A 13,254-nucleotide genomic window follows, 5' to 3' on the forward strand; every position below is an offset into this window, starting at 1 on the left:
CACATGGCTGAACAGGGCGGGTCGCGGTCATCCTGCGATTGTGCGGAAAGCCCTGCATTTCCCACAACCTCGGGCTTCACATTTTGCCGCGATCCGTGCTGGCAGGTACGGAACCCCGCATATAGACTGCACAACTGTACATCCCCTTCACTACCCAAGCGGTAACGACTCGATGTTCGACACGGTGCTCGACTTCCTGGCCAACGGCTTCTCCCGCGCGTCGTGGGGTGAAATGCTGGTCTATATGCTCGTGGTCACCCAGCTCACCATCTTTACGGTGACGCTGTACTACCACCGCAGCGCCACCCATCGCGGCGTCGATTTCCATTGGACGCTCAACGGCTTTTTCCGCTTCTGGGGCTGGCTCACCACCGGCATGGTCGTGAAGGAGTGGGTCGCGATCCATCGCAAGCACCACGCCAAGGTCGAGACCGAGGAAGATCCGCACAGCCCGCAGATCTTCGGCATCAAGAAGGTGTTCCTGGATGGCGTGTCGCTCTACCGTGAGGCCAGCTACAACAAGGCCGACATGGAGAAGTACGGCAGAGGCACCCCCGATGACTGGTTCGAGCGCCACCTGTTCGGCAAGCATCCCTATTGGGGTCCCGTGCTCATGGCCATCATCAACGTCTCGCTGTTCGGCGTGATTGGTATGGCGTTGTGGGCGGTGCAGATGCTCTGGATCCCGTTCTGGGCCGCCGGTTTCGTCAACGGCATTGGCCACTGGTGGGGTTACCGCAATTTTGAAAGCAGCGACACGGCCACGAACATCTCGCCGTGGGGCTTCTGGATCGGTGGCGAAGAGCTGCACAACAACCACCACGCTTTCCCGAGCTCGGCGAAGTTCGCCCTGCGCAAGTGGGAGTTCGATATCGGCTGGGCGGTGATCTGCGCGCTGCGTACGGTGCGCATGGCCAAGGTGCTGCGCGTGGCACCCACGCTCAACCTGCGCCCGAACGTGCATCTGCCCGATGCGGAAACGCTGAAGGGCGTGCTCACCCTGCGCTTCCAGGCCACCACTGACTACTACCGCAACGTCATCCTTCCGACGATGCGCGAAGAGATGGAGCAGGCCGGCGATCGCATGAAGTCCGTGCCGCGTCGCCTGCGCCGCGCCCTGGCTGATGGCGGCCGCTGGCTCGATAACGATGCCCGCGAGCGCATGCATGCCGCTTTGGCCAACCGCCCGGCGCTGCAGACCGTTTGTGATTTCCGCGCACGCCTCATGGCGCTGATGGAAGAGCGTGGTGCCGACAAGGCACTCAGCGCGCTCCAGCAGTGGATCCACGAAGCCGAGGAAAGCGGCATCCGCTCGCTGCAGCAGTTCGCCCAGCGGCTGAAGGGTTACTCCGCCGTCGGCGCGTAATCCTCCCAGCATGCGATGAAAAAAAAGCCCGCCATCTGGCGGGCTTTTTTTGTACCCATGCGATGTCGATGGGCGAAAAAAACCCGCCTTTCGGCGGGTTTCTTCGCAGATCAATTACTTGATCTTGCCTTCCTTGTATTCCACGTGCTTCCGGATGACGGGATCGTACTTCTTGATCAGCATCTTTTCCGGCGTGTTCTTCTTGTTCTTATCCGTGGTGTAGAAGTGCCCGGTACCCGCAGAGGAGATCAGGCGAATCTTATCGCGCTTGCCAGCCATTGTCGGACTCCTTAGATCTTCTCGCCACGGGCACGGAGGTCGGCCAGCACGGCTTCGATGCCGTTCTTGTCGATGGTGCGCAGGGCGTGGTTAGAAACGCGCAGCTTGACCCAACGGTTCTCGCTGGCGACCCAGAAGCGACGCTCGTGCAGGTTCGGCAACCAGCGGCGACGGGTCTTGTTGTTCGCGTGCGAGACGTTGTTACCGGTCTGCACACCCTTATTGGTGACTTGGCATCTACGGGCCATGTGGGCCTCCTTATAGATTCGGTTTGACCACCCTTTGGCCAGGGAGGCAACGGCCCAGCGACACGGCCCGTGGAAACAGGGGTGCCACGCGATGGCTGGAGTTGGAGCTATCCCACCAGTTCGAGGCCCACATCGCGTGATGGGCCTGCCCGACAAAGCGGGTTGGCATAGGGGAGCCGGGCATTCTCCCAGATCACCCCCGCTTCACGCAAGCAGGATGTGCGCTTGCCCGGGTTGTGTGAAACAATCCCGGCTTTCGCGCCGCTGGCGTGAATCCTTACCCAACGACGCCTATTTTCGAGGAACAGACCATGGCAGACATCACCGCCAACGGCCAGGCCGGCCAGCCCCAGCTCGTGCTGCAGAAGATCTACGTGAAGGATGCTTCGTTCGAAGCCCCGAACGCGCCGCAGATTTTCCAGGAGATGGGTGAGACTGAAGCCCAGCCGCAGGTCCAGCTGAACCTGGGCCACAAGGCCGTCGACCTCGGCAACGATCTGTTCGAAGTGGTCCTGTCGCTCACGCTCACCTGCGCCCTGGGCGAGCGCACCGCTTACCTGGCCGAAGTGCACCAGGCCGGCATCTTCGGTATCGCCGGCTTCACCGACGAAGACCGCGACGGCATCCTCGGTTCGTACTGCCCGAACCTGCTGTTCCCGTACGGCCGCCAGATGGTCTCGGCCATGATCCAGGAAGGTGGCTTCCCGCCGTTCCTGCTCCAGCCGATCAACTTCGACGCCCTGTACGCCGAGCAGCAGCGCCAGCAGGTCGAAGGCGCCGGTACCCATACGCTCAATAGCTAAGCCGTGACCGCGCCTTCCCGACCCACCGTCGCCGTCCTCGGTGCCGGGTCCTGGGGCACCGCACTGGCCGCCCTGCTGGCGCGTAACGACGTCCCCACGCGCCTGTGGGGACGTGACGCCGCCGCCCTGGCCGAGATGGCCTCGGCGCGGCGTAACCTGCGCTACCTCCCGGATCTCGACCTGCCGCCCGAGCTGGCCTACGAGGCCGATCTCGCTACCGCCGTGCGCGGCGCGGGCATCGTGCTCATCGTGGTCCCCAGCCATGCGTTTGCCTCGGTCCTCGACGAGATCATCCCGATGCTTGACCCCGGTGCCCGGATTTCCTGGGCTACCAAGGGTTTCGAGACCGGCACGGGCCGCTTCCTGCACGAGCTGGTGAACGAAAAACTGCCCGGGCACCCCGCGGCGGTCGTCACCGGCCCGTCGTTCGCCCGCGAAGTGACGGCTGGCCTGCCCAGCGCCGTGACGGTGCATGCCACCGACGAGGCGTTCGGCAAGGAATTGGCGGTTTTGCTCCACGCTCCGAATTTTCGTGCCTACACCGGCCACGACATCCTGGGCGCGGAACTGGGCGGTGCCATGAAGAACGTGCTGGCCGTGGCCACGGGCGTGGCCGATGGCATGGAACTGGGCCTCAACGCCCGCGCCGGCCTGATCACTCGCGGCATGAACGAGATGCTCCGCCTGGGCGTAGCCCTGGGCGCTCGCGCTGAAACCCTGATGGGCCTGGCGGGCCTGGGCGATCTCGTCCTGACCTGCACGGGCGATCTGTCCCGCAACCGCCGGCTGGGCCTTGCCCTGGGTAAGGGCATCCCCCTTCAGGAAGCGGTTCGCCAGATCGGCCAGGTGGTCGAAAGCGTGGTCACCGCCGATGAAGTGGACCGCCTGGCGGCCAAGCATGGCCTGGATCTGCCGATTTCGGCCGCCGTCCGCGATGTACTCCATGGCAAGGTCACCCCGGAAGAAGGCGTGCGCCGGCTGATGGGGCGTGAACAGAAGGCGGAATACCCGGTGGATCTCTTCGCCGGCCGCCGCGTGTAGGGGTTCACTGACCTCCCGCTTCGCTGAACCCTGACGGTCCCGGGTAAAAAGTCCTACGGGCACGTCACCGTGCGTTTGCTAAGCTTCCTGTTTTGGTCGCGCAGGCAAGGCCGATACGGATGCATCAACCGGACGACAAGCGCAGGCGAGCCGAACCGGCGGGTGACCTCCCGGTGGCGTGGCAACGCGCCCTGGGCGGCATCACGCCCAAGGCCCCCTCGGCGGATCGCACCGTCCTTGGCTTCTTCCTCGAGGGCGTCAATGACGACCACGAGCCGGCTGCGCGCCTGGATGTGGCGCCGGTCCTGCTGACCCTGGGCGAAGACGGGCGTTTCTCGCGTCCCCTGCCGCTCGATAGCCGCCATTTGCCTGAGTCCGTTCTCAACATCGATGAGAAGCGGCTCGCCGCCACCGTGCTCGGCCTGCCGCAGACCCTGCGCAAGAGCCGCAGCTACGCTCGCTTCGCTGGCCTGCTTGGCGACCAGTTGCTCGCCCAGATCCTCGATGCTGCGCCGTGCTTCTTCGGTGGCGTGGCCGGCCTGCGTCTCTCGCGCGGCGCCCCGCATGCCCTGCGCTGGCGCTGGAACGTCGAGAAAGACGGCGGCCAGAAGCTCCTGCCGGATGTGCCGGCCAGCCAGCGCCTGTTCCGCGTCGGCACCTTGTGGTTCCTCGATGCCGAACACGCCGAAGTCGGCCCGCTGGAAAGCGATCCGTCCGAAAGCGGCTGGCTCGATCTGCCGCCGCTGCCGCCCGAGAGCACCGGTACGTTTGTTTCTGGCCTCGGCGATGCTGGCCTGAGCGAGCGCATCCCGGCCCCGCAGGTATTCGGCGAGATGCGCCGCGCGGAGGTCTCGCCGCGTCCGGTCCTCACCTTGCATGCGCTGACGCGCCACGCTCGCCTCGCCGCCGGTACGCCGCCCCTGGCCTACGGGCGTCTCTCGTTCGATTACGCGGGCGAGCGCTTGCCGGGTCGTGGTGGTGAGCCGTTGGTGCGCCGCGTGCGCAACGGTGTGCTGCTCGAAATCACCCGCCGTCGCGCCGAAGAACTCGCCAGCATGGAAACGCTGGAAACCGCTGGCCTGAATCCCGCCGTGGATACCGAAGGTCTGCCGTGGGATATGGCCGACACGCTGCCTGACGACGCGTGGCTGTTCCCCGGCAAGGGTTACGCCGGCGCGCTCGAAGTGAACACGCCCGCACGCTGGCTGGCGCTGCGGCCGAAGCTCGAAGCCGATGGCTTCATGCTCGATTACGCGCCCAGCTTCCCGTTCGAGGTGCTGGAAGGCCCGGTGCACTGGTACGGGCAGGCGCGCGAGGATGATGCGGACCGCGCGTTCGATCTCGAGATCGGTATCGAGGTGGAAGGCAAACGTGTGAACCTGCTGCCCGCCGTGGCGCAGGCGCTGGCCGAGCATCAGCTAAGCCTCAGCCCGATGCCGGGTGAGGCGGAAGATTCCGTGTGGTATGCGCCGGTCGATGATCGCCGCCGCGTGCCGGTGCGTCTGAAAGAACTGCGCGACCTGCTTGCGCCGCTGGCCGAGTACCTCGAGAAGCCGCGCCAACAGCTGCACCTGCCGCGCGTGCAGGCGGGCCGTCTCGAAGAGCTCGTGCAGGCGTTGCCCAGCGGCGGTTCGTTCGAAGCGCCGGAGCGCCTGCGCGGCTTCACCAAGCGTCTGCGCGAAGCCGCTGAGCGTGCCAGCGATGCCGTGCCCGAAAACCTTCAAGCCGAACTTCGCGGTTACCAGCGCGACGGCCTGCGCTGGATGAATGCGCTCGCTGAAGCCGGTACCGGTGGTGTGCTCGCCGACGACATGGGCCTCGGCAAGACGCTGCAGCTCATCACGCATCTGCTGGCGCTGAAGGAAAGCGGCCAACTGGAAGCGCCGGCGCTCGTCGTCGTGCCGACCAGCCTGGTCCCGAACTGGGCTTCCGAAGTCGCGCGTTTCGCGCCGAGCTTGCGCCTGCTGGCGCTGCATGGCCCGCAGCGTGCGGAAACGTTCACCCGCATGGCGGAGAACGACGTCATCCTCACCACGTACGCGCTGCTGCCGCGCGATGTGGAGGCGCTGAAGAAGCAGCCGTTCTCGCTCGTGGTGCTCGACGAAGCGCAGCAGGTGAAGAATCCGCGCACGCAGGCGCGCCGCGCCCTGCTTGCACTGAAGATCCCGCGTTGCCTGTGCCTCACCGGCACGCCGTTGGAAAATCATCTCGGCGAGTTGTGGTCGCAGATCGATCTTGCGGTACCCGGCTTGCTCGGTGATGAAGGCGCGTTCCGTCGTCACTATCGCGCGCCGATCGAGAAGCATCAGGACACCGACGTGCAGGAGCGCCTCAACCGGCGCATCGCACCGTTCATCCTGCGCCGTACGAAAGCGCAGGTCGCGTCGGAGCTGCCTGCAAAGACCGAGATCACGCGCCGCGTGGTTATGGAGCCGCGCCAGCGCGATCTGTACGAAAGCCTGCGCCTGTCGCTTGCCGAAGAGCTGCGCGAGGTCATCGCACAGCGCGGTATCGCGCACAGCGGCATCGTCGTGCTCGATGCGCTGTTGAAGCTGCGTCAGGTCTGCTGCGACCCGCGCCTCGTGAAGCTCGAAGCTGCGCGTGGCGTACGTGAATCGGCGAAGTTCGAACTGCTGATGGACATGCTGCCCGCGTTGCTGGCCGAAGGCCGGCGCGTACTGTTGTTCAGTCAGTTCACCGAGATGCTCAAGCTCATCGCCAATGAGCTGGATCGTCGTCGCCTCAGCTACGTGACGCTTACCGGTGAAACGCGCGATCGCGCGGAACCTGTGCAGCGTTTCCAGGATGGCGAGGTGCCGTTGTTCCTCCTGTCGCTCAAAGCCGGCGGCGTGGGCCTCAACCTCACCAGTGCCGACACCGTCATCCACTACGACCCGTGGTGGAACCCCGCGGCCGAAGCACAGGCAAGCGATCGTGCACACCGCATCGGCCAGGACAAGCCGGTCTTCGTATACCGCTTGATCACCGCCGGCACCGTCGAAGAGCGCATCGAAGAACTGAAAGCCCGCAAAGCCCAGCTCGCCGACGCCGTCCTCGAAGGCGGCGGCAGCCGCGAACGCCTGAGCTTCGACGAAAGCGACCTGGACGCGCTACTAGCCCCCTCAAGCTAATCATCGCGCGTGTAGGAGCCCACCCTGTGGGCGACATCTTTCGCGACAACGCCACAGCTCCTGCCGCTCTTCCGCGAACGGCGTCGCCCACAGGGTGGGCTCCTACACAAGACCTGCGCAGGCTTTTGTAGGAGCGCGCTTGCGCGCGATCGCCCCAGTCCAACAAAAAACGCCGCGGCGCATGGCACCGCGGCGTTTTTGTTTGCTAGGTCGCGCTTGCGCGCGATCAGCGACGGAGCGGGGTACCGCCAGCCTCGACGATGGCGAGGGCAGCGCCGCCGATGAGGCCCGGTTCCGGGTTCATGATGGCCTGGGTCGGTACCTGTTCCATCGTGTCGCGGAAGCGGCCCTTGGCTTCGAAGCGCTCGCGGAAGTGCTTCTGGATCCAGGGGATCAGGATCGGGGTCATGCCGCCGGTGAGGTACACGCCGTCCCACGCGCCCAGGGTGAGCACGAGATCGCCCGCGACGCTGCCGAAGATGCCCGCAAAGGTCTCGACGGCGCGCTGGCACATCGGGCAGGTGCCGTCGGTGGCGCGCTTGGTGATCTCTTCCGGCGTGATCTTTTCATCGGGCTTCTGGCCCGAGATCTCGCAGATCGCCGTGTACAGGTTCTGCAGGCCCCCGCCGCTGATCAGGCGCTCGTTGGAGACGCGGCCGTAACGCAGGTTCAGCACCTTCAGGATCTCGATGTCTTCGGCGCTGTGCGCGGCGAAACCGGCGTGGCCGCCTTCGGTCTGCAGCACGCTGACCTTGTCACCGCGGATCAGCAGGCCGCCGACACCCAGGCCGGTGCCCGGGCCGACCACGACAAAGGTCTGCTCTTCCTTCGCGCCAATGCGCGGCACGGCGACGTTGCCGACCGCCATGAGCTCGGTGGTGCCCTTGTCATCGATGACCTTGTCCGGGCTCATGAGCATCACGGCCATGGACTGCGCCGCGAAGTCGTTCACCAGGTGGACCCATTCGAGGTCCAGTTCGCCGGCGAGCGACTTGGCGTTGATGGCCCAGGGGTTGTTCGTGACCTTGACGGTCTCGCCGTTATCGATACGGCCGGCGGCGGCGATGATCGCCCGCTGGGCCTGGTGGCCCGTTTCCTTGAAGTACTGCTTTGCGGCGTCGGCCAGCGAGGCGTAGTCCTTCACGTGGTAGCGGCGGATGCTTTCCTGGACGAGGGGTTGGTCTTCTTCCGGGTGGGCGATGCCAAAGCGGACATTCGTGCCGCCGAGGTCGGCGAGCAGGGTCGGCGCCGCGGCGCTAACGTTAGCCATGATGAGAAACCTGTCGTGTCACGGAAGCCCGCAAGGGTGCCTCTTGCGGGGCCAGACGTCTAGTGACGGTTTGCTCTTCACTCCGTTGACACGGCCGGGGAGTCCTGTGAGGGGCCGTGGATCCGACACTTTGACGTAAACGATTACGTTGGCAGAATACCCTATCAGCCGGGTCCTTGGCACGCGTTTGCGGGCAGGGCTGGCATATTCGGAGAGTTCTGATGGCAGCGGTCCGCCTCGACAAGGTGCGTAAGGTTTATCCCAATGGCCACGTGGCCCTGAAAGAGGCAAGTTTCGAGATCGCCGATGGCGAGCTCCTGGTGCTGGTAGGCCCCTCGGGCTGCGGCAAGACCACCTTGCTGCGCATGATCGCCGGCCTGGAATCGATCTCCGGGGGCACCATGACCATCGGTGACCGCGTGGTGAACGACGTGGCACCGAAGGATCGCGATATCGCGATGGTGTTCCAGAACTACGCGCTGTATCCGCACATGACCGTGCGCGAGAACCTGGGCTTCGGCCTGCGCCTGCGCGGTGTCGACAAGGCGGAAGTGGATCGCCGCGTGGCCGATGCCTCCGACATGCTCGGCCTGAACGAACGCCTCGATCACCGTCCGGCCGCGCTTTCGGGTGGACAGCGGCAGCGCGTGGCCCTGGGCCGTGCGCTCGTGCGCGATCCCTCGGTGTTCCTGCTCGACGAGCCGCTCTCGAACCTTGACGCCAAGCTGCGCCTGTCCACCCGTGTGGAAATCGCCCGCATCCATCGCCGCGTCGGCGCCACCATGGTCTACGTCACCCACGACCAGATCGAGGCCATGACCCTCGGCCAGCGCATCGTGGTGCTGAATGGTGGCGTGATTCAGCAGCTCGACACGCCGATGAACCTCTACAACAAGCCGGCCAATCTGTTCGTCGCCGGCTTCCTCGGCAGCCCGGCGATGAACCTGTTCCACGGCACGCTGCGCCGCGAGAACGGCCTGCAGCTGGTCATGAAGGACGGTAGCATCGCGCTCGGCGTCGATTCACCCGCACTCGATGCGTACATCGACAAGCCACTCATCGTCGGCCTGCGCCCGGAAGACCTGCTGACAGTGGCGGACCACGCTGGAATCGACGAGCGCCTGCGCGCGCATGTCGAAGTCGTCGAACCGGTGGGCAACGAAGTGTTCCTCAACATGCGCCACGCCGGCGAAGAGCTGGTCTCGCGCGTGCCGCCGCACTCGTCGATCCAGCCGGGTACCGATGTAGGCCTCGGTTTCAATGCGGAACGGCTGCACTTCTTTGATCCCGAGACCACGGCGCGTATTTCGTTGTGATGGCTGCTACGCTGATCTTTGGTCAGCGATGGTTGCCGTGTGCCTCGAGCCCTTCGTGGCCTCTTCGCCAGCGGGTTGATGAGCCGTGATCACGTCATAAGCTAGCCTGGATGCGACTGCAAATGATGCGTAGCTTAATTAGGCTGATCCGACCGGACTATCCGTTTACTGCGCTCGAGCGGTTGATCCTGGATGCGGTCGTTCAGGCAACATGCGATGCAACCCAGCAACGGCTTCGCACACAGATTGCAGTGATCAATCGCGTTCAGCGGCTGGCGAAGGGAAAAGAGGTCGATCTTTACTGCATGCGGCGTGGGCGGGCCCAGTTTCCAGATGCTTTGCTGTTTCCTTTGCTGGGAGAGCTCGATCTTGCGGATGTTCATTTCGTCGTCGACGGAGGGAGTCAACCGAACTCGGCACGTGTGTCGATGGTCGATGGGCAACTCTTCTCGATGGTGTTTTCGAGGCCGCCAGGTGGGACAAGTCGGTTTGCGAAATATCTGCGAGTAATCAAGGTCAATCTTTGGAGAGATCCCAGCGAGATCGAGCCAGAGATAGCGTTGACGGCGGAAGCGTCCGCGAAGACTGTGGCCTTCGACGGATCGCCCGCGAATCCGCCGGGCAACATCCCATCTAGTATCTGGAAAGCCTGGAACAGCGAGCTGAACAGTGGCCGCATTGATGCGGCGCTGCCGGATGACTATCTTCAGGTTCTCAGCGCATGGACGGGGAGTGGCGGCCTGATCATTTACGATCCGCGCCACATTCGGCTGGTCGCGTGCGACGAGGCTAACTATTACGTCTTGGCCGAAAAAGAGGGGCGTTCGGGGTTTGCTGTCATCCAGGGTGGCAACATGCCTCGGCTATTTCGCCTGGACTACGAAGCTGGCACATCCACCGAAGTTGGACGCAGTCTCGCAGCCGTTATTCTATAAGAATGCGAGGGCGTCCCAAGGGAGTTCACCATTGGAGCGGCGTTTATCCCATGAAGATGACGGATATCGAGCGCAAGGCGCTTTCAGAGATATTGGTTGTGCTCGGCGTCCCTGCACCTGACGTAGGCCCAATCGTGACTGGGCTGGATGTCGACCGGCGAGAGTGGAGCGAAGATGTGTCTGATAAAGACATGTGCGTCGGCCGGTTTGTCTACTTTTCGCCAGCCGAAGGATTACCGGTCAGCTCGCCACCGACGCATCAAGGCATGGGTGCATCTCATAAAGATGCCCCCGGAGGACTGGATTTCCTCCTATTCCTGGCGTCTGGTGTGCCGCAATGCCTTGAGATTGGATCTTTTGGGATCCCGGTGCCGAAAGCGCTGCTCGACGAACCAGTCATCAACTTTCAGTTCCAGGCTGAACGGCTCCGCCGCTCAGGCCACCAAGGGTGACACTGCCTCACTCGTAGGTGCGCGGTACCTGGTGCACGCCATGGGCATCAGGCTCGCAGCCCGATTTACTCCTGGTCACGGAGCTTGTGCCCATACGACGACACTTCGGTCGCATCTTTCCTGCTGCGCGTAAAGGCCAACACCATCGGCGTCGTCATCATGGTGGTCACGATGGCCATGATAAGGAGCAGTGTGAACATGCGCTGGTCGATCACGCCGGCATCCAGTCCCACCTTCATCACGATAAGTTCCATGAGGCCCCGGGCGTTCATCAGGGAGCCCACGGCAAAGCTGTTGCGCCAGGACAGGCCAGAGATCCGAGCGCCCGCCGTACCACCGACCAGCTTGCCGATGATCGCCACGCCCAACACGAGCAATAGCGCAATGCCAGCGTCGGCCCCGGACATATGCGCGGTCGTGCTTAGCCCTGCGAGGACGAAGAAGACGGGAAGCAGGGCCACGATCGCGACGTACTCAATACGCTCGATCAGTGACTTGAGAAGACGATCGTCACGCGGCAGGCTCAGGCCAAAAACGAAAGCGCCGAAAACCGCGTGAAGGTTCAGCCACTCGGTCGCCGCAGCGAAGGCCAGCGCGCCGATCAACAGAAAAGCTAGTACCGCGCGATCCGGCTTACCATCGGGAGCATGTCGATCGAGGAGACGCTGGCTCAGCGGCCGGATGATGCCAAACGCGATCACGGTCAGCGCAACGAGGCCAATAGCCGTGCGCCAGAACGGCATCCAATCCCCGTGGGCGCTGATGAGGGCAACCACGACGGCCAGCAAGAGCCAGGCGAGCGCATCGGCGAGCGCGGCGGCCCCGATTCCCAGGCGTCCCGGCAAGCTATCCGTGAGGTTTCGATCCTTGAGGATGCGAGCCATCACGGGAAGGGCGGTAATCGCGCCGGCCGTGGCCATGAAGGCGGCGAAGGGGAAGAACCCGACGCCAGCGGGCGCGAAGCCATCGTAGAGCAGCGGAGCGGCAGCAAACCCGAGAATCATGGGAAGCAGTACAGCGAGCCCACCGATCCAGCCTGCGGTCTTCAGCTGCGCCTTGAGTCCACCAGGCAGACGCAGCTCGGCGCCGACGACGAGCATGAACAGAACGAGCCCGAGGGTGCTCAGGCTGTTAAGCGAGGACAGGCTCTCTTTGGGGAACAGCGCAGCTTGCGCATCTGGGGCCAGCGCACCGAAGACCATGGGGCCCATCACCAAGCCTGCGATCATCTCGCCAATCACCGCCGGCTGCCCAAGGTAGCGAAGGAGCCATGACACCGCTCGCGACACGAGCAGGATGACCAGTAATTGCACCAGTAGCAGTGGGTGACCCATGACTTCCTCCCCTGAAGATCGTTGCGATCCTGCCCCTGATGGTCCTGGCAGTCAATTCGGACTTTCCGTTCGTAAACGAATGCTGCCCGTTGCCTTTGTGGTTTCGGATGGGCTGGGGGCGCCTGGGGCTGGTATTAATAGCGTGGTGTCCGGTTAAGGAATTCTTGGATCGCATCAATGACCATCACGATCAGCCTCCGACTGAAGAGTACGCATCTGACCGTCGACGATTTCGAGCTCGCCCTGGGACGTCGGGCAAGTTTTTGTTGGGGGCCGGGAGATCACCGGTTCAGCCCTGATGGGGAGCACATGGCTGGATTTCGAGAAAACTCGTTTGCGATTTTCGATCTTTTCCAGGGTGGTGGCGTCTCACTGGCGGATGCCCTGGAAAAAGCGTTGCGTGAGCTATCCGACCATCGAAACCTGTTTCGGCAATTAGAGGAACTGGGTGACAACGCTGAGGTGTCCATCGACTTTGGGCGGGTTCTCGATGCGGGCGGAACTCTCTCCCCGCAGCTGATCGGTGAACTGAATCGTCTCGGGCTAGGCTTGAGGTTCGCTTCCCACGCCCAAGACCTTTCCAACGCATCAGGGAGCGATGATCGCTCAGTGAATACCGACGCTACGAGATCGTTTCTTCGGGCAATCGTGAACGCGGAGCATGCATCAGATGGCGTACTCGACGTGTGCGTTAAGTACCGGGGTGATAGATCTGTGTATGACGAACGGTCCTGGCTCCGTGAGGAAAGGGTCGGTATGGACGGGGTGGCAGATCCGGGGTTCGGATCTGGTCCGGTGAGCTATTCGGACGTTGACTGGCTTTGCGTTCCGGCGGTTTCACGGTGGTCGGCTGATTCTTCGGGATACGCTAGTAGATTCCAGGCACTTGTTACGGCCTGCGCGGATATTCCAGGGGCGATCATCAGCGGTAATGAAGTTATGTTCTTTCCGGCCTTCGTCAAAGAGTCGTGCGAATAAGCGGATAGCTCCGGGGTAGTTCGGCTAGCACGGCTCGGTTCGCAACATGCAGTTGTGGGCGACCTAACCAATGCGTGACGTTACGAGCGCACACCAGGACC

General features: G+C 63.4%; 12 protein-coding genes. 8 read left to right on the top strand and 4 right to left on the bottom strand.

Features of this window, described 5'->3' with window-relative positions; genetic code table 11:
- The first annotated feature begins 172 nt into the window (after positions 1-172).
- Positions 173-1,366, top strand: a complete 1,194-nt coding sequence (locus L2Y96_RS02060; RefSeq protein ID WP_247331538.1) for a DesA family fatty acid desaturase — start codon at positions 173-175, stop codon at positions 1,364-1,366.
- A 114-nt stretch (positions 1,367-1,480) separates the two neighbouring features.
- Here the strand turns inward: L2Y96_RS02060 and rpmG are convergent, their stop codons facing one another.
- Complete coding sequence (rpmG, locus tag L2Y96_RS02065; protein ID WP_045829048.1) at positions 1,481-1,645, bottom strand: 50S ribosomal protein L33; 165 nt, start codon at positions 1,643-1,645, stop codon at positions 1,481-1,483.
- An 11-nt stretch (positions 1,646-1,656) separates the two neighbouring features.
- Positions 1,657-1,893 carry a 50S ribosomal protein L28 gene (gene rpmB / locus L2Y96_RS02070; RefSeq protein ID WP_216156715.1) on the bottom strand — a complete coding sequence of 79 codons (237 nt, stop codon included), beginning with the start codon at positions 1,891-1,893 and terminating at the stop codon, positions 1,657-1,659.
- 311 nt (positions 1,894-2,204) lie between these two features.
- On the opposite strand from rpmB, the gene secB reads away from it, so the two are divergent.
- The 3 genes from secB (at position 2,205) to L2Y96_RS02085 (ending at position 6,868) form a co-directional block, all read left to right on the top strand.
- Positions 2,205-2,696 (top strand): protein-export chaperone SecB, encoded by a 492-nt coding sequence (gene secB / locus L2Y96_RS02075; RefSeq protein ID WP_247331540.1) that lies wholly within the window; start codon positions 2,205-2,207, stop codon positions 2,694-2,696.
- 3 nt (positions 2,697-2,699) lie between these two features.
- Positions 2,700-3,737, top strand: coding sequence for an NAD(P)H-dependent glycerol-3-phosphate dehydrogenase (locus L2Y96_RS02080; RefSeq protein WP_247331541.1), 1,038 nt, complete (start codon positions 2,700-2,702; stop codon positions 3,735-3,737).
- 119 nt (positions 3,738-3,856) lie between these two features.
- Positions 3,857-6,868 (top strand): DEAD/DEAH box helicase, encoded by a 3,012-nt coding sequence (locus L2Y96_RS02085; RefSeq protein ID WP_247331543.1) that lies wholly within the window; start codon positions 3,857-3,859, stop codon positions 6,866-6,868.
- A gap of 226 nt (positions 6,869-7,094) precedes the next feature.
- Here L2Y96_RS02085 and glk read toward each other — a convergent pair whose 3' ends face one another.
- A complete protein-coding gene (gene glk / locus L2Y96_RS02090; protein ID WP_247331545.1) occupies positions 7,095-8,138 on the bottom strand; it encodes a glucokinase in 1,044 nt (347 codons plus the stop codon).
- A gap of 221 nt (positions 8,139-8,359) precedes the next feature.
- Here glk and L2Y96_RS02095 point away from each other — a divergent pair, with 221 nt between their 5' ends.
- The 3 genes from L2Y96_RS02095 (at position 8,360) to L2Y96_RS02105 (ending at position 10,841) form a co-directional block, all read left to right on the top strand.
- Positions 8,360-9,454 carry an ABC transporter ATP-binding protein gene (locus tag L2Y96_RS02095; RefSeq protein ID WP_247331547.1) on the top strand — a complete coding sequence of 365 codons (1,095 nt, stop codon included), beginning with the start codon at positions 8,360-8,362 and terminating at the stop codon, positions 9,452-9,454.
- 122 nt (positions 9,455-9,576) lie between these two features.
- Positions 9,577-10,389 carry an MDR/zinc-dependent alcohol dehydrogenase-like family protein gene (locus tag L2Y96_RS02100; RefSeq protein ID WP_247331549.1) on the top strand — a complete coding sequence of 271 codons (813 nt, stop codon included), beginning with the start codon at positions 9,577-9,579 and terminating at the stop codon, positions 10,387-10,389.
- 50 nt (positions 10,390-10,439) lie between these two features.
- The gene (locus L2Y96_RS02105; RefSeq protein ID WP_247331551.1) at positions 10,440-10,841 is read left to right on the top strand and encodes a hypothetical protein; all 402 of its coding nucleotides are present in this window, start codon (positions 10,440-10,442) and stop codon (positions 10,839-10,841) included.
- Between the two features lie 65 nt (positions 10,842-10,906).
- On the opposite strand, the gene L2Y96_RS02110 is transcribed toward L2Y96_RS02105, so the two are convergent.
- Positions 10,907-12,175, bottom strand: coding sequence for a cation:proton antiporter (locus tag L2Y96_RS02110; protein WP_247331553.1), 1,269 nt, complete (start codon positions 12,173-12,175; stop codon positions 10,907-10,909).
- 177 nt (positions 12,176-12,352) lie between these two features.
- On the opposite strand from L2Y96_RS02110, the gene L2Y96_RS02115 reads away from it, so the two are divergent.
- A complete protein-coding gene (locus L2Y96_RS02115) occupies positions 12,353-13,153 on the top strand; it encodes a hypothetical protein (RefSeq protein WP_247331555.1) in 801 nt (266 codons plus the stop codon).
- Positions 13,154-13,254 lie beyond the last annotated feature (101 nt).

This window comes from Luteibacter aegosomaticola, from assembly GCF_023078475.1.
GTDB classification, from domain to species: Bacteria; Pseudomonadota; Gammaproteobacteria; order Xanthomonadales; family Rhodanobacteraceae; genus Luteibacter; species Luteibacter aegosomaticola.